The following is a 23,170-nucleotide window of genomic DNA, read 5'->3' as shown; positions in this document are numbered from 1 at the left end:
TGTGTGGTGTACCGAAACACCTCTGCGGAACGGGCGTTGGCCGAGATGGTCGACGGCGGCCGCGCCTTTCCGAAGGGCACTTCAGTCATGCCTTCATTCTCTAAGCCAGGCGATCCTCGCGACGAGTCCTCCGAGGGGATCCGGCGGAGGGAGTGGGAAATGGCTGTGCGAGAGCGGGAGTTGGCCGAGCGGGAGGCCAAGGTGGCACACCGTGAATGGTGGGCAAACCGGCAGCTGATGCTGAAGGTCGGTCTCGCCGCCGAGGCTGAGACGGGCAACACGGCCTACCGGGCGGCGGGTCACGCCGTCCAGGGGGCCGTCGACCACCTCCAGGACGAGTGATGCGAGGCACTGCATGAGCGAGGCCACGATCGATGGGCCCTTCCCGATCCCGGTTTCCAGCGAGCGTCAAGAGGCATGGATCGAAGCCGTGTTGGCCACCGAGGGGGTGAACCTGCCGCGCGGTGCCCTGGAGAACATCGCACCCTTCATCGTCGACCCCGAGGACACGCTGAGCGAGCCCGATGACCGGGGCGTGCGCACGCTCAAGAGTGGCTCGGTCCGCCATGTCCGGACGGACGCCGGTGACATGGTCGTCGCCGTCGTCAGGATGCACGGCGTCGGAGGGGTGCAGTGGGGGCACAACGAACGGATCAGCTCGATCTGGCGCTCGGTCGCGGACCCCACGGTCGGGCAGCGGACCGAGCGGACCCTCGCCGCAGTCCGGCCGTGGACGGGCCTCGACGCCGATGGCCGCGAGAAGCACTTCGCCGCCCTGGCGAGCACCGTGCCGGACCGGTGGGCGCTGATGATGAACGCCGAGGACGCGGCGGACGCCCTGAAGCGGCGGGACCGGGTGCGACCGTACGACCTCGAAGAGGACCTCGTCCTCAATGGGCAACAGGATCCCGGGATGTACGTCCCCCAGCAGGTGCTCCTCGAACAGAATCCGGAAAGAGATGCGGACGGCAACCCCCTCTACCCTGACTCCTATTGGGCCTGGATGGCAGTTCGAGGGAATAATCGAACACAGAAAAGGCAATCGATTTTCCGTTTGACGTCCGGTGAAGTGCTGGCCGGAGTGCCGGCGGAGAAACTGGAGCGGGACGGGGACGAGGTCGTCTGTGACCCACGTGTCTGGCTCCCCGAATTCTCCGCCGTACTCAACCGGGAATTCGCGGAGACGGCGGAAGAGGGACTCGACCCCACGAGCGGTTCGAGGGCACGGCGGGCCGCCGCCATCGCCGTGGTGGACGCGCACTTGGTGATCGGAACCCCGACCCCGCAGCGCCTCTACCGCATCGTCCAGATGAACAACCGGCGCGACCACGTCCACCCGCCGCTGGAGTTCGACGCCCTGGACCGCTCGCGCGCGCTGGGCAGGAGTGTGCTCGGGATGTACGTGGCGCAGCAGGTCATGGACGAGAAGACGGCCGAGGTCCTCTCGGGGCTCGCACCGATCCGTGAACTGCCCGACGCCTCACCGGACATGAAGGTGTCCGAGCTCCGCGACCTGCGTTCCATGCGGCTGCTCCAAGAGCTGTTCCCGGTTGATCCGCACAAACGTCACCTGTTGCGCCGCGCGCTCAGCGAGAACCCGCCGTCCCAGCTCAAGACGGGCGAGATCAACCAGCGGGCGCGTACCTGGTCCGCGCTGACCTCGGAGAGCTACCCCACGCCGTGGAACCCGCGCGTGGGACAGGTCTTCTCCACCCGTGCCCGTGAAGGCTTCCTGCTCATCGGGCGCAGACTGCCGGAACTACTGGCCGCCGCGGACACCGACGACACGGCCTTCGACGAACTGGTGTCCTTCCGTGCGGCCCACTGGCTGGCTTCCTTCGGCATCATCGAGGCCGACCGCGGCTCCCTCGACGGCCAGGAGGCCATCGGTGACGCGGGGGAGCGGGTCCGCCGGTCCCGCAGGACCGTCATGAACTGTCTTCAGGCCCTGCGCCACGACAAGAACAGGCCGGCGGCGGTCGGATTGCTGAGGTCACTGGCCGCGGCCATGGACGACGGGGACCGGCGGCCCTGGCGGGTCAGCGGCTCCGGCAAGGAGATGCCGGGCCGGGAGATGACGTCGCTCTGGTTCGACACAACGTTCCCCAAGGACACCGGGACGAGGCCTCGCAAGGCGGCCGCGCCGTCGCTGTCCCCGGCGCGGACGGCGACCGTGCCCGGACCCGGAATCGCGCACGGGTCCGCGACCGCACTGCCGGTGGGCGCCGCACTGCCGGTGGGCGCGGCCGCGGCGTCGCCCGCACGACCCGTCCCGTCAGCATCGGCGACCGCTCCGACGCCCTCGCTCACCCTGTCGCTCCCGGCCCAGGCCACGTCGCCGGCCTCGCAGAAAGCGGAGGCCTCTGACACCGCCGAGGAGCCCCTCACCCCGGAGGTCCTGGTGGACCGGGTCGAGGAGCGGATCCAACGGCTGCACGCGGCCTCCGGCGAGCTGGGCGACCTCCTCGGCGAACTCGCGGAGCGGAGCCGGATGGCGTCCGTCGCCCAGCCGATCGCCCGGCACCGTGCCGACGTCGCCGTACGCCTCCTGAACCAGTCCCTCTCCAGGCTCCGCAAGCTCCCCGAGCTCATGGAGGACATGACGGAACCCGCGTGACCCACCCCTAGTCATCGATCCCCGACCGCTCCACCCCCGCCACGATCCACCGCTGGAAGAAGAGGAACACCACCAGGAGCGGCAGGATCGAGACCGCTGCTGCCACGAAGAGTTCGTGGAGGCGGATGACCTGGGAGGTCGTGAACGTGGCCAGGGCCACCTGGACCGTCCATGCCTCGCGGTCCTGGCCGATGACCAGGGGCCACAGGAAGGAGTTCCACGCGCCGATGAACACGATCGTGCCGACCGCCGCGAAGACGGGGCGGGAGTTGGGTACGACCACGCGCCAGTACGTGCGCCAGTAGCCGAGCCCGTCCACCCGCGCCGCGTCCTCCAACTCCCGCGGGAAGCCCAGGAAGTACTGGCGGAAGATGAAGCACGCGAAGGCCGAGAAGAGGGTGGGGACGATCAGGCCGCGCAGGGTAGAGACCCAGCCGAGCGTCGAGACCAGGACGAAGCTCGGCACGAAGGTGACGGCCGCGGGGACCATCATCGTGCCGAGGATCGCGTAGAAGACCCGGTCGGCGTGGCGGTAGGGGATGCGGGCCAGGCCGTACCCGGCGAGCGAGGCAAGGACGAGGGTGCCGAGCGTCGTCGCGACCGCGATCAGCGTGGAGTTGAGCAGGGCGCGCGCCATCGGCACCGTCGGGTCGTCGAACAGCTCGGAGAGGTTCGACCAGTGCAGCGTCGAGGGGAAGAACGTCCAGTCGGGGGACGTGATGTCGTCCTCGGACGCGAGACCGTTCCGTACGAGCAGGTAGAAGGGGATCAGGAAGAGGAGCGCCAGGGCGATCAGGAGGACGACGCGCAGCGCGCGGCCCATCCGGACCAGGGCGTCCTCCAGCGGCCGTTTCGCCGGTGCGGTCACGGGCGTCAGTCCTCCTTTCCGCCGAGGCCGAACCAGCGCGCCTGGCCGATCGTCACCACCGCGATGATCAGCGCGAGGATCACCGCGCCCGCGCTGCCAAAGCCGAGGTTCTGCTCCTGGCCGAGCGCCGTGTAGTAGAGGTAGACGAGCGGCGGGCGGGCGTAGGGCGGGTAACCCTGGGAGTCCGAGAGCAGGTTGTAGAACTCGTCGAACGCCTGGAAGGCGTTGATGACGAGCAGCAGCGTGACCGCGACCGACGTGGTGCGCAGCTGCGGCAGCGTGATGTGGCGCAGCACCTGCCAGCCGGGCCGCGCCCCGTCCACCGCCGCCGCCTCGTACAGCGTGGGGGAGATCCGCTGCAGGCCCGCGAGGAACAGGATCATGTAGAAGCCCGCCTGCAGCCACAGCCGTACGGTGACGATGACCAGCCAGTACCACGGCGGATCCGTCGTCGAGAGCCACGCGGTCTGGTCCGCGCCGAACCAGCCGAGGACGGTGTTGGCGAGCCCGAACCGCACCCCGTTGAAGATCGACAGCTTCCAGATCAGCGCCGCCACCACGTAACTGCACGCGGCCGGCAGGAAGAAGACCGACCGGAAGAAGGCCTGGGCGCGGCGCAGCCGGTTCACCATCAGCGCGAGCGCGAGGGACAGCACGAACGTCGTCGGCACGATGAAGGCGGAGAAGACCGCGAAGGTGACGAGACTGTCGGTGAACGCGTCGTTCCGGAGCATCGACGTGTAGTTGTCGAACCCGATGAAGTCGGTCGGCGACACCGTGTTGTGGGCGTCGAAGAAGCTCAGGTACACGCTCCAGGCGAGCGGTACGTACGTGAAGAGGACCAGGCCGAGCGCGAAGGGCCCGACGAACACCCAGAACCACAGCGTGCGGTTCTGGGTGCCCAACACCCGCCTCACGGCTTCTTCTTGGCGCGGTCCAGCTCCGCACGCACCGTGCGGACCACGGACTTCAGCTGACTCTCCGGATTCGCGCCGGACTTGATGATCCGGCTCAGCGCGTCCTGGTACGCGGTGCGGGCGGCCGGCGTCCACAGCAGCGGCTCCGCGTAGCCGTACTCCGTGGAGTAGCGCACGGCGTCCGCCGCCGGGCCCTCCTTCAGTTTGTCGGCCTTCTTCGCGAGGGAGAGCCGGGCCGGGATGTGGAACCCGTACGACAGCGCGAAGTCCTCCTGATACTCGGTCCGTTCGATCCACAGCCACCTCAGGAAGGCCTTCGCCTCCTTCTTGTGGTCGCTGCGGGCGCTCACCGCCGCGCCGTACGACCCGACGGGCAGCGCCGGCTTGCCGCCCGGTCCTTCGGCGGGCAGCGCGAGCACCCCGAAGTCGTCGCCCAGTTCCTTGCGTACGGCGGGCAGCGCCCACAGGCCGCACCACTGCATGGCGGTCAGCTCCTGCACGAACGCCGACGGGTCCGACCAGTCGGCGGGCGCGCCGAGCAGCAGCGACTTGTCGGCGTAGAGCTGGTGCAGCTTGCCGAGGACACGGGCGGCCGCCGGGTCGTCGAAGCCGACCTCGCCGTCCTCGGTGACCGAGGAGAGGCCTGCCGCGTACAGGGGCGTGACGCCGAGGGCGCCCGCGCCGCCGTCGTTGCCGAGGAAGAGGCCCTTCACCTTCTTCGTGGTGAGCGCCTTCGCCGCGTCGACCAGCTCGTCCATGGTCTTCGGCGGCCGCACGCCCGCGTCGTCGAGCAGGCTCTTGCGGTAGTAGAGCAGGTGCATGTCGGCGACCTGCGGGATGGACCAGATCTTCCCGTCGTACGTCTTGGGGGCGAGCAGCACCGGGTTGAAGTCGTCCTTCACGCCCTCGAACAGGTCGGTGAGGTCGACGACCTGGCCGCGCCTGATCTGGTCCAGGGACGGCCCGTTGACCTCGAAGACGTCGGGTCCTGAGTCGGTGAGCAGGGCCGCGGCGGTCTGCTCGTCGTAGTTGCCGGGCCGCCACTGGACGCTGACGTCCGCCTTGTCGTACGCGGCGGCGTACCGCTTGACGGCCTGCTCGGTGCCCGGTTCGCCGTACTGGTGGTACCACTGCGCGAGCCGCGGCCCGTCACCGCCCGAACCGCCGTCGCTGCGGCCGGTGTTGGACCCGCACGCGGTGAGCAGTCCGAGCGCCGCGCCGGTGGCGGCCGTCGCGCCCGTTCCGAGCAGTGTCCTGCGGCTGATGGTCATGCCGGCCGTCCCCCTGGGGTGGTGTCGTTCCGTCGGATCTCCGTGGCGTGCCCTTGTCTGCCCGGCTCAACGATCAACCATGCAGAGGGATTACGACAGGGGTGTTGCGGCCGAGTGTCACCCTTCGGCGCGCCCCTTCCGCGTCGGCGGTGCGGCAGCGGCGCGTCAGCGGTGCATCAGCGGTGCGTCAAGGCGCGCTCGCTGTGTGTATACACCACGTCAATGCCGGTGACGGGGGCGTCCGGCCGTTCTACGGTGCCGCTCATGGGACTCATGGGACACGACGCGCCGACGTCAGCCTCGGCTTCCGATCCTGCCTCCGCATCCGCGTCGACTTCGGCCGCCACCTCCGCTTCGGCGCAGGTCACGGTGGACCGGGGGTGGGCGGCCGAGGTGCGGACCGCCGTCTTCTGCGCGTGCGCGCTCTTCGGGCTCGTCCTGGTCATCGACGGGGCGGCGGGCACGCTGACCGCCGCGCGGTCCTGCCTGTGGGCCGGCCTCTCCGCGCTGCTCTACGGGGTGCTGCACCCGGTGCGGGTGACCGCGGGCCCCGGCTGGCTGGCGGTACGGGGGCTGGGGCGCCGCCGGCACGTCTGCACCTGTCTGCTGACCGCCGTACGGTACGACGAGGGCGTGGCCGCGCGCCTGGTCCTGTGCGACTCGCTGGGCAACCGGATCGAGCTCGACCCGCAGATCCTCGTGGACAACCCGCTGCTCCTGCACCGCCTGGACACGGGGGCCCGCACCGCCTGCGGGACGGGGCTGCTCAGGACCGGCCGCGCGGAACTGCGACGGCTGGTCAGGCGCGCCGACGGGGCGGCGGCCGAGGCGGTCTTCGAGGCGTCCGACCTGCGCTGAGGGGACCTTCGGCCCTGGGGGAGGCGGGCGCGGGGGCGGACGGTGGGGGGATGGACACCCCGCACATCCCCCGTTCGCCGGGCATCGCGTCCCTCGCCCGTGGCACAGTCGTAGGTGTGGACATCTCCTCCCGCGCCGACCTCGACGTGCTGCTGCGCCGCTTCTACACGGCGGCCTTCGCCGACCCGCTGATCGGCCCCTTCTTCACGGAGATCGCGGGGACGGACCTGGACGTCCACCTCCCGCGCATCACCGACTTCTGGGAGCGGGCGCTGTTCCGCGGTGCGGAGTACCGCCGTGACGCGTTCGCCCCGCACGCGGCGCTGCACTCCGTGCGCCCGCTCACCGCGGAACACTTCGGCCGCTGGGTCCAGCTCTGGCACGCCACGGTCGACGGCCTCCACGAGGGCCCGAACGCGACCAGAGCGAAGTCCCAGGGCGAACGCATAGCCCAGGCCCTCCTGCACCGCCTGAACGGCAAGAACACCCCGACGACCCCCGGCCCGGGCTTCATCCCCTTGGCGACACTGAAACTCCGCAGAGCGGCGTAGACGAGTCAATAGGGGCCGCGAGGAAAAGGGGGCGCGGGAAAAAGGGGCGCGGGGAACTGCGCAAAACAACCCACGGCGGGCCAGCCGAACAACACGGCCAAGCCAGGGGCTTGAGGGGCGCGGGGAACTGCGCAAAACAACCCACGGCGGGTCAGCCGAACAACACCGCCAAGCCAGGGGCTTCAGGGGCGCGGGGAACTGCGCAAATAGCGGACGCCGGTCAACCCCTCCGACGCCGCCCACAACCGCTCACCCGCCACATCACTCCGCGTCCACGCCGCCCGCCAAGAGGGCCCCGCCCCGCCACGGAACCCCAGCCCCCGTGGCCCGGTGAACCAGTCGGGCCGCACCCCGGGCGCCGTGGCCGCGTAGAGGATCGGCACCGCCCCCGCCTCCGCGGACTGCGCGAAGATTCGGTTGCCGAGCGCGGCGACCCGTTCCGCGGCCCTGCGCCCCTCCATCCGGGGCCCGGCGCTCTGCAGGTTGGTCGAGGCGTACCCGGGATGCGCCGCCGCCGCGACCGTGTCGGAGCCACTGGCGACCAGGCGGCGCGCCAGCTCGTGCGTGAAGAGGAGGTTCGCCGTCTTGGACCGGCCGTAGGCGAGCCAACGCCCGTACTTGCGCTCACTGTTGAGGTCACGGATGTCGATGTTGCCGAGCGCGTGGAGCCCGGAGGAGACCGTCACGATCCGCGCACCGGACTGCTCCAGGAGGCGGGGCAGCAACAGACCCGTCAGTGCGAAGTGCCCGAGATGGTTGACGCCGAACTGCGTCTCGAACCCGTCCACCGTGCGCCGGAACGGCAGCGCCATCACACCCGCGTTGTTGATCAGCAGATCGAGCCGCGTCTTCTCGTACGCCGCCGCGAACGCCCGTACGGACGCCAGGTCCCCGAGGTCGAGCCGCCCGAACTCGACGTGCGCGCCCGGCACTTCGGTGAGCATCCGGGCCACCGCCGCGCTCCCGCGCTCCTCGCTGCGGCAGGCCAGGATCACCCGGGCGCCGCGGCGGGCCAGCTCGCGCGCGGTCACGTAGCCGAGTCCGCTGTTCGCGCCGGTGACCACGGCCGTGCGGCCGCTCTGGTCGGGGATGTCGCTCGCGGTCCACGCGGCCATGGCAAGGCTCCCTCTCCGTCGAGTTCTTACCCAAGAGTAAGGGGGGAGAGGTGGCCCGCGCCGGGGAGGCGGGTCCCGGAGGGAAGGCGGGCCCCGGAGGGAAGGCGGGCCCGCGGGAAGGCGGGTCTCAGGCCGCCGCGCCGCCGTCGATCACCAGATCCGCGCCGACGACCGACCCGGATTCGTCCGACGCCAGGTACAGCACGGCCGCGGCGACCTCCTCGGTCGTCGACACACGGCCCAGCGGCGTCGCTTCCCTCATGCGGGCCGCCCGGTCGGCCTCGGTCTCGCCGGCGCGGAAGGACATGGTGGTGTCGGAGGAGCCGGGGCTGACGGTGTTGATGCGGACGCCGTCCCGTATGTGCTCGGCGGCGGCCGCGCGGCTCAGGGCGGAGACGGCGGCCTTGGTCGCCCCGTACGCCGCCGTGCCCGGGGTGCTGGTGTGCGCGCCCAGCGTGGAGCCGATGTTGACGACCGCCCCGCCGCCCGGCTGCGTGCGCATCTGCGCCACCTCGGCCTGCAGGGCGAGCAGGACGCCGGTGACATTGATGTCGAGCATCAACCGCCAGTCGTCCTCCGGGAGTTCGGCGAGGGGGCGCCCGCCGCGCAGGATGCCCGCGTTGTTCACGGCCACGTCCACGGATCCGAAGCGGTCGACGGTGGCGGCGACGAGCGCGGCCAGGTCGGCGGATCGGGAGACGTCGGCGGGGACGGCGAGGGCCGTGCCGCCCGCGTCCTCGATCAGGCCCACGGTCTCCTTGAGCGGGCCCTCGGTGCGCCCGGCGACGACGACGTTCGCGCCCTCGGCGGCGAACGCGAGCGCGATGGCCCGGCCGAGCCCGGAGCCGCCGCCGGTGACGAGGGCGGTACGGCCGGTGAAGCGGGAGCGCGCTGCTGAAGCCATGACGGTACTCTTTTCTTGAACGATCGGTTCAGTATGAGGTCACAAAAAAACAGCCCGGGGGCCGGGGTGTGGAGCGGCGATCGGCCATCCGGCGATGTGGCGGTCCGGCGAGGCTCAGTCGAGCAGGCTCAGCGCCTGCTCCGTCGCGTCCCGCACGCGGGCCGGGTCCTTCGACGCCTTGCCGATCACGCGCAGCCCCTGCATCAGGGTCAGGAGCATGCGCGCGAGCGCCAGCGGGTCGCGCTCGGGCGGGAGCTCGCCCTGGGCCTGCGCGCGGACGAGTGCGGAGTGCAGCAGCGTCTCCATGTGCTCCCAGCTGCGCTCGACGCAGCGGGCGGCCGGCTGGTCGTGCGGGCCGAGCTCGGCCGCGGTGTTGGTGATGAAGCAGCCGTTCAGGCGCCCTTCGGGCGAGGCGGCCTCGCCCCCGAAGCGCCGCACGACCGCGCGGACGGCGGGCAGTGCGGGGCCCGGCTGCGACAGCTCGGCGAGCAGGCGCGGGTTCTGGGCGGCGGCGTACCGCTCCAGCGCCTTCAGGTACAGCTCGTGCTTGTTCCCGAAGGTCGCATAGATGCTGGCGCGCCCGATGCCGAGCGCCTCGACGAGGTCCGCCATCGACGTCGCCTCGTAGCCGCGCCGCCAGAACAGCTCCAAGGCCGACTGCAGCGCGGCGTCCGGATCGAATTCCTTGGTCCTGGCCACGAGGAAGACGGTACGCGATTCTGGAACGAACGGTCAAGTAGCCCGGACGAACGGTCAAGCGACCCTGACGGGATGCACCGCGACCGACACCTCCTCGTCGTCCAGGCACCGCCCCGTCTCCAGGTCGAACCGCTGCTTCAGGAGCGGCGAGGCGACGAACGGCCGCCCCCGCTCCGTGCCGAGCAGCCCCCGGGAGAGCACCGCGGCGCCCGTGAACGGGTCGCGGTTGTCGATCGCGTACGCGCGGCCCTCGCGGTCCAGGAAGAGCGCCGCCTGCCGGCCGTCGGGCAGCAGGGCGGCGAGGCCCCGGCCCGGCATCAGCTGCGTACGGTCGCAGATCGCGAACCAGGCGTCGTCCAGGCGCAGTTGTACGTGAGAGGCGTGCGATGCGGGCGAGGCCTGCGATGCGTCCGAGGCGTGCGAGGCGGTCGAGTCGCTCATCGTGCGGCTCCTTCCAGGGGGCGGGGGGAGAGGGACAGCAGGGGAAGGTCGGGCTTGATCTGGTCCCGCTCAGGGACGAAGCCGACCGTGGGGTCGGGCACGCCCGGCGCGTTCACGAACGACACGAAGCGCGCGAGCCGCTCCGGGTCGTGGAGGGTCTCGGCCCACTCGTCGCGGTAGTGCGTGACGTGGGCGGCCATCAGCGACTCCAGCTCGTCGCAGATGCCGAGCGAGTCGTGGACGACGACGTCGCGCACGTGGTCGAGGCCGCCGTCGATCCGGTCGAGCCAGGCCGCGGTGCGCTCCAGGCGGTCGGCGGTGCGGATGTAGAACATCAGGAACCGGTCGATGAGGCGCACCAGTTCGGCGTCGTCGAGGTCCTGGGCGAGCAGGTCGGCGTGGCGCGGGGTGGCGCCGCCGTTGCCGCCGACGTACAGGTTCCAGCCGCTCGCCGTGGCGATGACGCCGAAGTCCTTGGACTGGGCCTCGGCGCACTCGCGGGCGCAGCCGGAGACCGCCGACTTCAGCTTGTGCGGGGCGCGCAGGCCGCGGTAGCGCAGCTCCAGGTCGATGGCCATCCGCACCGAGTCCTGCACGCCGTAACGGCACCAGGTCTGCCCCACACAGGACTTCACGGTGCGCAGCGCCTTGCCGTAGGCGTGGCCGGACTCGAAGCCCGCGTCCACGAGCCGCGTCCAGATGATCGGCAGCTGCTCGACGCGCGCGCCGAACAGGTCGATGCGCTGGCCTCCGGTGATCTTCGTGTAGAGGCCGAAGTCCCGGGCCACCTCGCCGATCACGATCAGCTTCTCGGGGGTGATCTCGCCGCCGGGGATGCGGGGGACCACCGAATAGGAGCCGTTCTTCTGGAGGTTGGCGAGGAAGTGGTCGTTGGTGTCCTGCAGCGCGGCCTGCTCGCCGTCCAGGACATAGCCGCCGGCGCCGATCGTCGGGGCCAGCGAGGCGATGATCGAGCCGACCGCCGGCTTGCACTCGTCGCATCCCTCGCCGCCGCGCGCCTCCTCGCGGCCGTGCCCGTCGAGCAGCGCGCGGAAGGAGGTGACACGCAGGGCGCGCACGATCTCGTACAGCTCCTGGCGGGTCTGCGCGAAGCAGCCGCACAGCCCGACGTCGCCGCTCTTCGGCAGCAGCTGCCCGATCACCTTCAGGCAACTGCCGCACCCGGTACCGGCCTTGGTGCACTTCTTCACCTCGGGCAGGCTGGAGCAGGCGCAGATCTGGTCCTTGGTGACGTTGTGGCAGTTGCAGATCACCGCGGAGCCCGGCAGCGCCTCGGGGCCGAGCGCGACCGGCGCCCCCGCGCCCGCCGGCAGCACCAACTGCTCGGCGGGGACGGGCGGTACGGATCCGGTGAGCGGGCGCAGCAGCCCGTACGCCTCGGCGTCGCCGACGAGGATCCCGCCGAGCAGCTCCCCGCCCGGCGCCATCACCAGCTTCTTGTACGTGCCCGAACGCGAGTCGGTGTAGACGACGTCGAGGCAGCCCTCCGCCGCGCCGTGCGCGTCACCGAAGGACGCCACGTCGACGCCGAGGAGCTTCAGCTTGGTGGACAGGTCGGCGCCGGTGAAGCTGCCCTCGTGGGAGGCGATGGCGGCGGCCGCCGTCTGCGCCATCTCGTAGCCCGGCGCGACCAGGCCGTAGACGCGGCCGTCCGCCGCGAGGGCGCACTCGCCGATCGCGTAAACGTGCGGGTCGCTGGTGCGGCACCGCTCGTCGACGGTGATGCCGCCGCGCTCGCCGACCTCCAGGCCGTGCTCGCGGGCGAGTTGGTCACGCGGCCGGACACCCGCCGAGAACACCACGAGATCCGTGGCGAGTTCACTTCCGTCGGACAGCTTCATGCCGGTCACGGCGCCGTCATCACCGGTCACGATCTCCTGCGTACCGGTGCCGGTGTGCACGCTCAGGCCCATGCCGGTGATGGTGCGCAGGAGCGCGGCGCCGCCGCCCTCGTCGACCTGCACCGGCATCAGGCGCGGCGCGAACTCCACGATGTGCGTGGTCAGTCCGAGGCCTTGCAGGGCGCCCGCCGCCTCCAGGCCGAGCAGCCCGCCGCCGACGACCGCGCCGGTGGTGGCGCGCCGCTTCGCGTACTCCTCGATGGCCAGCAGGTCCTCGATGGTCCGGTAGACGAAACAGCCCGCCGCGTCCTTGCCGGGCACGGGCGGCACGAAGGGGTACGAGCCGGTGGCGAGCACCAGCGCGTCGTACGGGAAGACGGCGCCGGAGCGCGCGGTGACCGTCCTGGCCTCGCGGTCGAAGGTCTCCGCCGCGTCGCCCACGTACAGCTCGATGCCGTGCTCGTCGAGGAACGCCCGGTCGGTGAGCGAGAGTTCGTCGGGCGTGCGACCCGAGAAGTACGAGGTGAGCTGCACCCGGTCGTAGGCGGGGCGCGGCTCCTCGCAGAGCACCACGATCCGGTGGCTCGCGGTGAGCCCCTGCTCGGCGGCGGCCTCAAGGAACCGCTGACCGACCATGCCGTGTCCGACGAGCACGAGGGTGGGGCGGGACTGCGGGGTCTGCGTGGTCTGGGCGGGCCGCGGGGGCTGCGGGGTCCGGGCGGGCGTTGGCATGTCAGCGGCCTCCGTCGTGTGCGAGCAGGTGGAGCAGGGGGCTGTCGTCGTCGGGCAGCGGGTCGTCGGCCTCCCAGGCGCGGGCGAGCGCGCCGACCGCGGCGAGTTCGCCGAGCAGGACGCCGCCGACCAGCCGGCCGTCGCGGACGACGACCTTGCGGTAGGTGCCGCGGGTGGCGTCGGTGAGCTGGACGACGTCGTCGTCGGGGCGCGGCTCGGGATCCCCGAAGGCCGCGAGATCCAGCGGGCCCGGGCCCGGCAGGGTGAGGCGGGTGAGGGTGCGGGTGCCGGTGTAGGGGCGGGCGGGGAGGTGGAGGGGCTGGGGGGTTGGGGTGTTCGGGGTGGGGGAGGTCTGGCCGGGCGGGGCTTGGGTCGTGTCGTCTCGGCGGGGGGCGGTTCGGCTCGCGGTGTCGGTGCCGGCGCCTTGGCTCGGGTCGTCTCGGTCCGCGGCGTGTCGGCTCGCGTGGTCTCGGCCCGCCTCGTCGGGGTGAGGGGCGTTCCGACTCGTGGCGCGTTGGCTCGCGGCGGCTTCGCCGAGGGCATTCCGGCCTGAGGAGCCTCCCTCCGCCGCGTCCCGGATCAGGGCCTCCGCCAACGCGTCGGCCTGCTCGACGGCGGGCGTGGCGAGACCGTAGACGCGGCCGTCGTGCTCCGCGCAGTCGCCGATGGCCCGGATGTGCGGGTCGGACGTCCGCAGCAGGTCGTCCACGACGACGCCCCGGCGTACGTCGAGACCGGCGGCCCGGGCGAGCCCGGTGCGGGGCCGTACGCCACACGCGACGACGGTCAGCTCCGTCTCCAGCAGATAGCCGTCGGCGAGGACGACGCCCCGCACCGCGCCGTCCGTGACTCGGACTCCGCGCACCCGGCACTCCGTGTGGACTTCGACGCCCAGCCCCGTGAGGTGGCGGTGCACCAACTCGGATGACGTCGGGTCGAGTTGGCGCTCCATGAGCCGTTCGGCCTGCTGGACCAGTACGACCTGGGCGCCGCGGCAGGCGAGCGCGCGGGCCGCCGAGACGCCGAGGAGGCCGCCGCCGATGACGACGACGCGGACGCCCTCCGCCACCGCCGCGGACAGGGCGAGACAGTCGTCCATGGTGCGGAACGCGTGCACGCCGCCGGGCAGTTCCCTTGCGCCGGGCGCGAACAGGCCGCGCAGCGGCGGCAGTACGGGATTGGAGCCGGTCGCGAGGACGAGGGTGGTGTACGGGACGACGGTGCCGTCGGCGCACAGTACCCGGCGTTCCGTACGGTCGACCCGGACCACGCGGGTGCGCAGCACGGGGCTCCGCGGACTCGGCAGGGCGATCACCTCGGGGCCGTACCGGCCGGCGAGGACCTCGGCGAGCAGGACGCGGTTGTACGGGGAGTGCGCCTCCTCGCCGATCAGGACGGTGCCGTCGCCGAGGCGCTGAGCCAGGCGGGCGCCGGCCAGGCCCGCGCCGATCACCACCACACGGGCAGCTTCCCCGGGGTGACCTTCGGGGGCCGGTGCGGTGCCGGTGGCCGGCGGCTGCGCTGAGGAGATCATGTCCAGCAGCCTGCGACGCGGGTGTTACCCGGCAGGATCGGAGCTGTTTCCCGCGGGGAACGCTGCGCTCAGCGGCGGCGGGGGAGGGCTGTGAGGGCCCATGGCTTAACCCCTGTTGAGCGGTTCCTCAAGGCCGCCTTAAGGAACCGGCGAACGCCGCTGACCAGCGGATCTCGACCCCTCACGGCGCCTAGTGTGCCGCCGTGACCACCGAGGCAGCCGACCCCAGACTCGACGCGTACCCCGCGCTGGCCGCGTACCTGCGCCAGATGGACGCCCCACCGGACCCCGGCGTTCCGCCGACGGACGGCGGGCCGACGCAGGGCGGGCCGACGTACGACGACCCGACGCATGGCGGGCCGATGCGCGGCGCGCCGACGCACGGTGAGCCGGCGCACGGTCAGCCGGTGGAGGTGCCGCCTGCGGGCGCGCCACCGGTCGGGGCGCCGGGCGTGCGGCGTCGCGTGTCACGGAGGGGGCGGCGGGGCGTGTGGCGCGGGGGGCGGCGAGGAGTGGCTCCGAGCCAGCCGGGCCAGCCGGGCCAGCCGAGCCAGCCGAGCCAGCCGAGCCAGCCGAGCCAGCCGAGCCAGCCGAGCCAGCCGGGCCAGCCGGGCCCGCCGAGCCCGCAGCACCCGCCGAGCCCGCAACACCCGCAGCACCCGCAGCACCCGCCGTGCCCGCCGAGCCCGCCGTGCCCGCCGAGCCCGCAGCACCCGCAACACCCGCAGCACCCGCCGAGCCCGCCGAGCCCGCCGAGCCCGCCGAGCCCGCCGAGCCCGCCGAGCCCGCAGCACCCGCAACACCCGCAGCACCCGCCGAGCCCGCAAAGCCCGCCGAGCCCGCAGCGCCCGCCACGAGGCGCGACCACGGCACCGCAGAACCCCGGCACCACCGGCACCACCGGCACCACCGGCACCACCGGCACCCCCGTCACCCCCGTCACCCCCGGCACCCCCGGCACCCCCGGCACCCCCGTCCCCCCGATCCGCGTCTCGCCCCGCGCCCTGCGGACCGGTGTGCTCGGCGGCGCGTTCGCCGTCACCGCGCTGTGGGCCGCCCAAGTGGAGCCGTCCGCGCGCCTCGACGTGCTGTGCGCCACCGCGGCGCACCTCGCCGGGCTGCTCGCCGGGTACGGGATCCTCGTCATGCTGTTCCTGATGGCCCGCGTCCCCGCCGTCGAGCACGGCGTCGGCGCCGACCTGCTCGCCCGGCGGCACGCCCTCGGCGGCCGGTACGTGCTGAGCCTCTGCGCGGCCCACGCCCTGCTCGCCCTCTGCGCGTACGCCGCCCACACCGGCACCGACCTGCTGAGCACCGCACTCGGCCTGCTCGGCTACCCGGGCGTCGCCGCCGCCTCCGCGGGCACCGTCCTGCTCGCCGCCGTCGGCGCCACCTCGGCCCGCGCGCTGCGCCGCCGCGTCTCGCACGAGACCTGGCGCGCCGTCCACCTGCTCACCTACCTCGGCGCCGCACTCGCCTTCGCGCACCAGCTCGCGGGACCGGACGTCGCCGCCGGCGTCCTCACCCTGTGGCTCTGGTCGCTGCTGCACGCCACCGTCGCCGTTCTGCTCGGCTGGTACCGCCTGGTCGTCCCCGTACGTCAGGCACTGCGCCATAGCCTGCGCGTCACCGAGGTGCGCGGCGAGGGGCCCGGTGTCGTCTCCGTCACGGTGCAGGGCATCGGGGTCGACCAACTGCGCGCCGAGCCGGGCCAGTTCTTCCGGTGGCGCTTCCTGCAGCGCAGGCTCTGGCGCACCGCGCTGCCGTTCTCGCTCTCGGCGCCCGTACGCGACGACATGCTGCGCATCACGGTGAAGGCGGCCGGTGACCACACCCGGCGGATGCGGCGCCTGCGTCCGGGCACGCGCGTCCTGGCGACCGGGCCCTTCGGCGCGCTCACCGCGCATCGCCGTACGCGGCGCAAGGTGCTGCTCCTCGCGGGCGGCGTGGGCATCACGCCGATGCGGGCCCTGTTCGAGACGCTGCCCGGCGGGCCCGGCGACCTCACGCTGCTCTACCGCGCGGGCAGCGCCGAGCAACTCGTCCTGCGGGAGGAGCTGGAGGCGATCGCGGAGCGGCGCGGCGCGGGCCTGCACTATCTGCTGGGGCGCTCCGACGCCGCGTTCTCCCCGCTCGCGCCGCAGGCCCTGCGCAACCTGGTCCCGGACCTGGCCGAGCACGACGTCTACGTGTGCGGGCCGCCCGGCATGACGGCCGCGGCCACGACGGCGCTGCTGCGTGCGGGGGTGCCCGCCCAGCACATCCACGCGGAGCACTTCACGCTCTGACCGCTCCGGCTCCAGCTCCCGCTCCCGCTCCGGCTCCCGCTCCCGCTCCCGCTCCGGCTCCGGCTCCCGCTCCCCTCCGCCCCACCCCGCCCCGCCCCGCCCCGCCCCGCCCCCGAGAACGAAAGCTGGTCACCCAACCCCATGGGACGTCACCGCAAACCCGTCGCCCCCGCCCCGGGACCCACCCTCCTGGCCCGCCGGAAACTCGCGGCAGGCCTGGCAGGAGCGAGCGCGCTGGTCGCCACGGTGCTGGCCCTGGCCGTCGACCCGGCGGCGCCCCCGGCCCCCGACCGCACGTCGCCGATGGCACCGGCTCCCCAGGCGGCGCCCTGAGGGGGCCGGGCCCCGCTCGAACGCCCTGCCGCGGTCTCCTGCCCGGACCTCAGAAGACCCTCAACTCTCCGACTTTTCGTGGACGCCGTGATCACCCGGTACTTAAGGTCGCGATCATGCCTGACATATCCCTGACCGCGATCGTCGTCCTCTGCCTCGCCGCCCTCGCGGCCGGCTGGATCGACGCCGTGGTCGGCGGCGGGGGACTGCTGCTGCTCCCCGCCCTGCTCCTCGGCCTCCCCGGCGGCACCCCCGCCGCGCACGCCCTCGGTACGAACAAGGCCGTGGCGATCGTCGGCACGACCGGCGCCGCCGTCACGTACGTCAGGAAGACGCCCGTCGACGTACCGACCGCCGTGCGGATCGGTCTCGCCGCGCTCGTGGGATCGATGGGCGGCGCGTTCCTCGCGGCCGGGATGAGCACGGAGGTCCTGAAGCCGGTCATCATGGTGGTGCTGCTCGCCGTCGCCGCCTTCGTGATCCTGCGGCCCGCGTTCGGCACGGCGCCGGCCACCGGGCCCGCCTCGCCGAAGCGGATCCTCGCCGCGATCGGCCTCGCGGGCCTCGGCATCGGCTTCTACGACGGCCTCATCGGCCCGGGCACCGGCACGTTCCTCGTCCTCGCCCTGACGGCGGTGCTCCACCTCGACCTGGTCTCCGCCTCCGCCACCGCGAAGATCGTCAACTGCTGCACCAACGCGGGCGCCCTCGCGATGTTCACCTGGCAGGGCGCGGTCCTGTGGCAGCTGGCCGCCCTCATGGCCGTCTTCAACCTCGCGGGCGGCATGTTCGGCGCACACACGGCCCTGAAGAAGGGCAGCGGCTTCGTCCGCGCGGTCCTGCTGACCACGGTCCTGGCCCTGGTCGTGAAGATGGCCTACGAGCAGTGGCTGGCGTGAGGGGGCTCGCCGGGGGCGCAACAGGGACTCGGGCCCCGCGCCGCGTTGGGGGCGGTAGGGTCTGGCGTCCCACGCCGGGGCGGTAAGGGTCTGGTGCTCCCGCCGGGAAGGCGCAGTGCCCGGCGCCGCAAGCGGGCAGCGCCCCGCGCCGGGAGCAACAGGGTCTGGCGCCCACGCCGGGAAATCGCAGTGCCCGGCGCCGACCAGCGGCAGCACATCGTACCGGGAACGCCACGGCGCACGGCGCGAGGGAGCGCAATGCCCCGCACCGGGAGGGGGCTGGGCTCGGTCCGCTCGCCGAGGAATCGCCCGCCCCCTCCGGGCCGGGCGCGCAGCCGAGCCACCCTGCCGGGCAATCCTCGACGCCCCGCACACCGGGCGGTCACCACGCTGCTGCCCCGCGCCGGGCAGCAGTCACGCCCCCGCCCCGCACGGGCCTCACCGCACCGCCGTCAGGTGGGCGAAGACGACTACGTTGCCCTGGTAGCCCGTCTGCTTCGAGTATCTGCCGCCGCATGTGATGACCCGCAGCTCGGGGCGGGGGGCCGCGCCGTACACCTTCTCGTCGGGGAAGTCCGCCGCGTCGTACACCTCGTTCGCGTCGACGGTGAAGACGGCCACGCTGCCGTCCCTGCGCGCGACCTCGATCGTGCGGCCCTTCTGCAACGCGCCCAGCTGGTAGAAGACGGCCGGGCCCTCCTTGTTGTCGACGTGGCCCGCCACGATCGCGGTGCCGCGCTCGCCGGGCGTCGTGCCCGCCTCGTACCAGCCCGCCAGGTTCTTCCGCTCCGGCGGCGGCACGTCGAGGCTGCCCTGCTTGGTCAGGCCGAGCCCCATCAACGGCGTGTCGACGCCGATCGAGGGGATCCGCACACGGTCGGGCGGGGACGGCGGCAGCGGCGCGGTGGCGGTGCCGGAAGCGCGGGTGGCGGCCGGCTGCCGCTCGTGGTGGGGAGGGCGCGTGACCGGCCCGGCGGGCGACGCGGCCTGCGCGGCGGACGGCTGCGGCGGCGGATGCGTCCGCCCGCCACTGCTCAGCAGCCACGCCCCGGTGCACAGCGCCACTGCGGTGACCGTGCCTATGAGCGCGTTCCCGACCTTGCGGCGGTTACGGGACCCCGTACGGGAACGCGTACGGGACTTCGGTGCGCGGCGTGTACGGCATGTACGGCGCATACGGCGTCCCCCTCGGGGTCGGTCGGGCCACTCCCTCGTCCCCCTCCCCCTCCCCGCCCGCGAGGGGACACGGGCCGGGAAGGGGCGGGGGCGGCGGTACCGGTGGACAGCGGAGGGTGTCCGTCAGATCCTGTCGCCTCTCGCCCGGCGATGCAGGAGCCAGGTACCGCCCGCGGCGGCGACGGCCAGGGCCGCCACTCCCGCCGCGGTCTGCACGGGGTCGGGGCCGAGTGCGCCGCCGACCCCCGTCTTCACGTGTCCCCGCGGGAGCGGGTGCGGACGCTCGCCGGCGGCCGCGGTGGAGGTGATGGTGACCACCAGGTCGCCCGCGATCCGCTTGTCCTTCGCCCCGGAACCGCCGGATCCGGAGCACTTCGCGACGATCTCGTAGGTGCCGGGCTGCGCCGACGGAGGCACCTCGAACCGGCCGGCCGTGGCCTCACCGCTCTCCTGGTGTGCCCCGGGCGCCATCGTGAACGTTCCCGCGCCCACCGCGCTGGCGTCACCCGTCGCCGTCCCGCCGGGTCCGCACGCGGTGGTGTGCACGGTGACGTTGGAGCCGGGGGTGACGGTGGCCGGCTGGATCTGCAGGACCCCGGCGGGCGGGCCGGGGGCGCCGGCCGCGGCGAGGACGGGGACGGTGAAGGCGGGGACGGACAGGGCGCCCACCGCCACGGCTAGAGCGGTACCGGTCAGCAGGCGGGCGTTGCGCATTGCTCGTTCCTCCGAGGGCCTTCGCGCAGGCACGGCCCGCGGCACCCCCAAGTGCCGCTGCGTCGGTCGAACCCCGCTCTACCGAGGTAAGTGGCAGCGAGCGGCCCACGCTTCCTGATGGGGCATCAGAAACAGGGGTTTCGGGCTCTCTGGGACCCGGTGACGGACGCGTTCCAGCAGGTCACCGGGGTAGCGGGGGAAACTGCCCGAAGGGCGCGCGGGACGCCTGTGAATGGGTGACCCGCACCCGCCGGGTAGCCCGTCCGGGGGAGCGGCCGGAGGGGGGCCGGGCCGAGGGGAGAGGCCGGGTCGAGGGGGGAGACCAGGCCGAGCGTGGAGACCAGGCCGAGGGGAGAGACCAGGCGGACGGAGGGGAGGTCGAGGGGCGACCGGGATCAGATCGCGTCCCACGGCACCGCCTCGTAGACCCCGGCCACCCTCCCCATCAGCTCCTCGTCGATCCCGTACGTCACGTCGTCGATCCGCCGCACCGGCCTGACCCCCCAGGCGTTGGTGACGAAGGCCGCCGCGTACGACGGGAGGTCGGCGAGGGTGACCGGCGCGTGCCGGGTCGGCAGGCCCGCGGCGGGCAGACCGGCCTCGACCAGCTGCATCGTGATGCCGGACAGGTGCGGTGCGCTCGGCCACACGACCGCGTCGCCGTCGAAGAAGGCGACATTCGTGACGGCCCCCTCGCTGACCGCGCCGTCCGCCCCGGTGAGCAGCGCCTCGTCGAAGCCGGCGCGGCGCACGAGCTCGGCGTGCCGCGCCTGCCCGAAGCCGCCCAGGTGCTTGATGTGGGCGAACGGCCGCTGGTACGGCACGGACCGCAGCGACTGCGCCCGCTCATCCCAGGTGACCGCCAGCTCCGTCGGCGGCCGGACGGTGACCATGAACGACGGCTCCCCGTCGGGAGCGTGGACGTGAATCCGTACGGTCGCCTCCGTGATGTCGTCGCGCAGGATGTGCCGGATCAGGCCGCGCACCCGCTCCCCGTCGACGGCGTGCCCGAAGAGCTCGCGGGTGGCCGCGTCGAGCCGGGCCAGATGACGGTCGAGGCCACGCACCTTGCCGCCCCTGACCTGCATCGCGGTGAAGTGCCCGGTCTGGACGAGTGCGGGCCACAGCAGGGCCTCGGCGGTGGCCGGCTGTCCGTCGATCTCGATGCGCTCGACCAGTGCGGTGATAGTCATGCGGACACGCTACGAGACGTGCGCGCGGCGGCTGACGAGGCGTGTGCACGGCGGTGTGCACGGCGGTTACGAGGCGTGGGCGCGGCGGCGGCGAGGCGTGGGCGCGGCGGCGGCGAGGCGTGGGCGCGGTGGCGGCGAGACGCCGGTATGCCGTCCGTCCGTCGCCGCTACGGGGTGGCCCGGTCCGCCGGCGTGGACCCGCACGCCCCGGTGGCGCAGGGGATCTCCTTCTCCACCACGCGGCGCGGTCCCGGCCCGCGCGAGCCCAGCCCGTCCCACGAGTTGGACAGCGCGCACCGGGAGAGCGAGAGGCAGCCGCAGCCGATGCAGTCCGTGAGGTTGTCGCGCAGCCGCTGCAGGGTCCGTATGCGCTCGTCGAGGTCCTCGCGCCAGCACTCGGAGATTCTGGCCCAGTCCGCCCGGTTCGGGGTGCGGTCCTCGGGGAGCAGGGAGAGCACCTCACGGATCGCGGCCAGCGGCATGCCCAACTGCTGGGAGGTGCGGATGAAGGCGACGCGGCGCAGGGTGTCGCGGCTGTAGCGGCGCTGGTTGCCGGACGTACGGCGGGACGTGATGAGCCCCTCGCTCTCGTAGAACCGCAGGGCGGAGGGTGCGACGCCACTGCGTTCGGCGAGCTCGCCGATGGTGGCTTCCTTGGCTAGCGGGGCGAGGCGGTGGGTCATGCCGCCAGCGTAGTCAGGGGTGGAGCGGGACCCCGGACCGCGGTGCGCACCGCCCAACTCCCCGCCGTACGCGCCCGGTACGGCCCCGCGGCAGCCGCGCCCCTCCGCGAGGCCAGCCCCACGGCAGCGGCACCCCCGAGGTCAGCCCCACGGCAACCGCGCCCCCCGACGTCAAGCCCGCGGCAACCGCACCGTCGCCACCGCCCCGCCGTCCGCGGCGTTGGTGAGCGTCACCCGGGCGCCGATCACCTGGGCCTGGCCGAGCGCGATGGTCAGGCCGAGGCCCGTGCCCTGGCCGCGCTCACGCGCTCCGGTCTGGAACCGCTGCGGACCGTCCGCCAGCAACCGCTCCGGGAAGCCGGGCCCGTGGTCACGCACCCCGACCTCCACGCCGTCGACCCGCACCTCGACCGGAGCACCCCCGTGCCGGTGGGCGTTGCTGACCAGGTTGGTGAGGATCCGCTCCAGACGGCGCGCGTCGGTCCGTACGTACGTCTCGTACGCGCTCTTCGCACCCACCGCCGTGAAACCGGCCGTCGAACCGCCCGTACGCTCCGCGATGGTCTCGACGAGCCGCCCCAGCGGGTGCACCTCCAGGTCCGGCTTCTCCACCTCCGCGTCGAGCCGCGCCACTTCGAGCAGATCCTCGGTGAGGACGTGCAGGGCGCGCACCCGGTCGCGGACCAGCTCGGTCGGGCGGCTCGCCGGCAGCAGCTCGGCCGCCGTGTGCAGCCCGGTCAACGGGGTGCGCAGCTCGTGCGCGACATCCGCGGTGAACCGCTGCTCGGCCTCCAGGCGTTGCTGCAGGGAGGCGGCCATCGTGTCGACGGCGGTGGCCAGTTCGGCCACCTCGTTCCCGCCGTGCGTCCCGGCGGGCCGCCGCGGATCGCCGATGCGGGCGTCGAGTTCGCCCTGGCTGATCCGGCGCGCGATGGCCGCAGCGGTGCGCAGTTCGCGGCTGAGCCGGCTGGAAAGCCCCGCGCCGCCCAGCGCGGCGAGGCCGACGACGACGGCACCCGAGACGAGCAACTGCCGGTCGAACTCCGCCATCTCGTCCGCCTGTTGCCGCAACGACTCCCGCACGGACAGGACATGGCGCGGATGGTCGCCGACCGGCCGGGCCGCCCAGACGCACGGGTCGTCCGACGCCATGTCGAGGTAGGTGGTCCGCTGCCCGGCCAACGCGGCCCGCCGCAACGGCCCCGGCAGCCGCGGGTCGTCGAGGGCGGCCCCCGTGTCGGCCTGGTCGACCTGGCCCGTGAGCTCGTACAACTGCCGTACGCGGACGAGTTGTGCCACCGCGCCGGAACGGGCGCTGTCGGTCACCTGGTCGAGCCGGGCGTCATGCACGAGCAGGCCGATGGCGACGGCCACCACGGCGCAGCCCGCGGCGAGCAGCGCGGCGATCTTCCAGCGCAACCCGAGACGGCCCGGCGCGGCACGGAGCTGGGCCAGAGCCAGAGCCAGGGCCGCCGAGACCGGGTGCGGCCGCCGCCCGACCGTGCGCGACATCGA

General features: G+C 73.1%; 21 protein-coding genes. 7 read left to right on the top strand and 14 right to left on the bottom strand.

Annotated features, from left to right (window positions below; all coding sequences use genetic code 11):
- Positions 1-159 precede the first annotated feature (159 nt).
- Both ACFYO9_RS15170 and ACFYO9_RS15165 read left to right on the top strand, forming a co-directional pair.
- Positions 160-342: a hypothetical protein gene (locus tag ACFYO9_RS15170; protein WP_358773279.1), complete on the top strand. Its 183-nt coding sequence runs from the start codon at positions 160-162 to the stop codon at positions 340-342.
- Positions 343-430: 88 nt separating this feature from the next.
- Complete coding sequence (locus ACFYO9_RS15165) at positions 431-2,617, top strand: hypothetical protein (RefSeq protein WP_358773277.1); 2,187 nt, start codon at positions 431-433, stop codon at positions 2,615-2,617.
- A 7-nt stretch (positions 2,618-2,624) separates the two neighbouring features.
- Here ACFYO9_RS15165 and ACFYO9_RS15160 read toward each other — a convergent pair whose 3' ends face one another.
- From ACFYO9_RS15160 to ACFYO9_RS15150, 3 genes are read right to left on the bottom strand one after another with little or no spacing between them, the layout of a single operon-like run.
- Complete coding sequence (locus ACFYO9_RS15160) at positions 2,625-3,461, bottom strand: carbohydrate ABC transporter permease (RefSeq protein WP_355809039.1); 837 nt, start codon at positions 3,459-3,461, stop codon at positions 2,625-2,627.
- 29 nt (positions 3,462-3,490) lie between these two features.
- Entirely contained in the window at positions 3,491-4,402 is a 912-nt protein-coding gene (locus ACFYO9_RS15155) for a sugar ABC transporter permease (RefSeq protein ID WP_355808574.1), read from the bottom strand.
- A complete protein-coding gene (locus ACFYO9_RS15150; protein WP_358773275.1) occupies positions 4,399-5,673 on the bottom strand; it encodes a sugar ABC transporter substrate-binding protein in 1,275 nt (424 codons plus the stop codon). Before ACFYO9_RS15150 ends, ACFYO9_RS15155 begins: the two co-directional genes overlap by 4 nt.
- A 264-nt stretch (positions 5,674-5,937) precedes the next feature.
- Here ACFYO9_RS15150 and ACFYO9_RS15145 point away from each other — a divergent pair, with 264 nt between their 5' ends.
- Positions 5,938-6,531, top strand: a complete 594-nt coding sequence (locus ACFYO9_RS15145; protein ID WP_358773273.1) for a hypothetical protein — start codon at positions 5,938-5,940, stop codon at positions 6,529-6,531.
- 116 nt (positions 6,532-6,647) lie between these two features.
- Positions 6,648-7,082, top strand: a complete 435-nt coding sequence (locus ACFYO9_RS15140; protein ID WP_358773271.1) for a group III truncated hemoglobin — start codon at positions 6,648-6,650, stop codon at positions 7,080-7,082.
- Between the two features lie 182 nt (positions 7,083-7,264).
- Here the strand turns inward: ACFYO9_RS15140 and ACFYO9_RS15135 are convergent, their stop codons facing one another.
- From ACFYO9_RS15135 to ACFYO9_RS15110, 6 genes are all read right to left on the bottom strand, one after another.
- On the bottom strand, positions 7,265-8,197 hold the full coding sequence (locus ACFYO9_RS15135; protein WP_358773269.1) for an oxidoreductase: 933 nt from the start codon (positions 8,195-8,197) through the stop codon (positions 7,265-7,267).
- 127 nt (positions 8,198-8,324) lie between these two features.
- A complete protein-coding gene (locus tag ACFYO9_RS15130; RefSeq protein ID WP_355808588.1) occupies positions 8,325-9,101 on the bottom strand; it encodes an SDR family oxidoreductase in 777 nt (258 codons plus the stop codon).
- A gap of 114 nt (positions 9,102-9,215) precedes the next feature.
- A complete protein-coding gene (locus tag ACFYO9_RS15125; RefSeq protein WP_358705070.1) occupies positions 9,216-9,800 on the bottom strand; it encodes a TetR/AcrR family transcriptional regulator in 585 nt (194 codons plus the stop codon).
- A gap of 54 nt (positions 9,801-9,854) precedes the next feature.
- Positions 9,855-10,241 (bottom strand): nitrite reductase small subunit NirD, encoded by a 387-nt coding sequence (nirD, locus tag ACFYO9_RS15120; protein ID WP_358773268.1) that lies wholly within the window; start codon positions 10,239-10,241, stop codon positions 9,855-9,857.
- Positions 10,238-12,739: a nitrite reductase large subunit NirB gene (nirB, locus tag ACFYO9_RS15115; protein WP_358773349.1), complete on the bottom strand. Its 2,502-nt coding sequence runs from the start codon at positions 12,737-12,739 to the stop codon at positions 10,238-10,240. The genes nirD and nirB overlap by 4 nt, the downstream gene beginning before the upstream one ends.
- A 97-nt stretch (positions 12,740-12,836) precedes the next feature.
- Positions 12,837-14,294, bottom strand: a complete 1,458-nt coding sequence (locus ACFYO9_RS15110) for an FAD-dependent oxidoreductase (protein WP_358773347.1) — start codon at positions 14,292-14,294, stop codon at positions 12,837-12,839.
- Between the two features lie 278 nt (positions 14,295-14,572).
- Between ACFYO9_RS15110 and ACFYO9_RS15105 the strand changes: the two genes are divergently transcribed.
- From ACFYO9_RS15105 to ACFYO9_RS15095, 3 genes are all read left to right on the top strand, one after another.
- Positions 14,573-16,657 (top strand): ferric reductase-like transmembrane domain-containing protein, encoded by a 2,085-nt coding sequence (locus ACFYO9_RS15105; protein ID WP_358773266.1) that lies wholly within the window; start codon positions 14,573-14,575, stop codon positions 16,655-16,657.
- Positions 16,658-16,798: 141 nt separating this feature from the next.
- Positions 16,799-16,990 (top strand): hypothetical protein, encoded by a 192-nt coding sequence (locus ACFYO9_RS15100; protein WP_355808603.1) that lies wholly within the window; start codon positions 16,799-16,801, stop codon positions 16,988-16,990.
- 116 nt (positions 16,991-17,106) lie between these two features.
- A complete protein-coding gene (locus ACFYO9_RS15095; protein ID WP_358773264.1) occupies positions 17,107-17,889 on the top strand; it encodes a TSUP family transporter in 783 nt (260 codons plus the stop codon).
- A gap of 438 nt (positions 17,890-18,327) precedes the next feature.
- Here ACFYO9_RS15095 and ACFYO9_RS15090 read toward each other — a convergent pair whose 3' ends face one another.
- The 5 genes from ACFYO9_RS15090 to ACFYO9_RS15070 form a co-directional block, all read right to left on the bottom strand.
- Positions 18,328-18,954, bottom strand: a complete 627-nt coding sequence (locus ACFYO9_RS15090) for a class F sortase (RefSeq protein ID WP_355808609.1) — start codon at positions 18,952-18,954, stop codon at positions 18,328-18,330.
- Positions 18,955-19,188: 234 nt separating this feature from the next.
- On the bottom strand, positions 19,189-19,779 hold the full coding sequence (locus tag ACFYO9_RS15085) for a hypothetical protein (protein WP_355808612.1): 591 nt from the start codon (positions 19,777-19,779) through the stop codon (positions 19,189-19,191).
- A gap of 395 nt (positions 19,780-20,174) precedes the next feature.
- Positions 20,175-20,972 (bottom strand): aminotransferase class IV, encoded by a 798-nt coding sequence (locus ACFYO9_RS15080; RefSeq protein ID WP_358773262.1) that lies wholly within the window; start codon positions 20,970-20,972, stop codon positions 20,175-20,177.
- A gap of 167 nt (positions 20,973-21,139) precedes the next feature.
- The gene (gene soxR / locus ACFYO9_RS15075) at positions 21,140-21,655 is read right to left on the bottom strand and encodes a redox-sensitive transcriptional activator SoxR (protein WP_355808617.1); all 516 of its coding nucleotides are present in this window, start codon (positions 21,653-21,655) and stop codon (positions 21,140-21,142) included.
- A 171-nt stretch (positions 21,656-21,826) separates the two neighbouring features.
- A complete protein-coding gene (locus tag ACFYO9_RS15070; protein ID WP_358705054.1) occupies positions 21,827-23,167 on the bottom strand; it encodes a HAMP domain-containing sensor histidine kinase in 1,341 nt (446 codons plus the stop codon).
- Positions 23,168-23,170 lie beyond the last annotated feature (3 nt).

The organism is Streptomyces sp. NPDC005863 (assembly GCF_042871345.1).
GTDB lineage: Bacteria > Actinomycetota > Actinomycetes > Streptomycetales > Streptomycetaceae > Streptomyces.
Note: the sequence above shows the minus strand (reverse complement) of the source record. Positions and strands in the feature narration are given on the sequence as shown.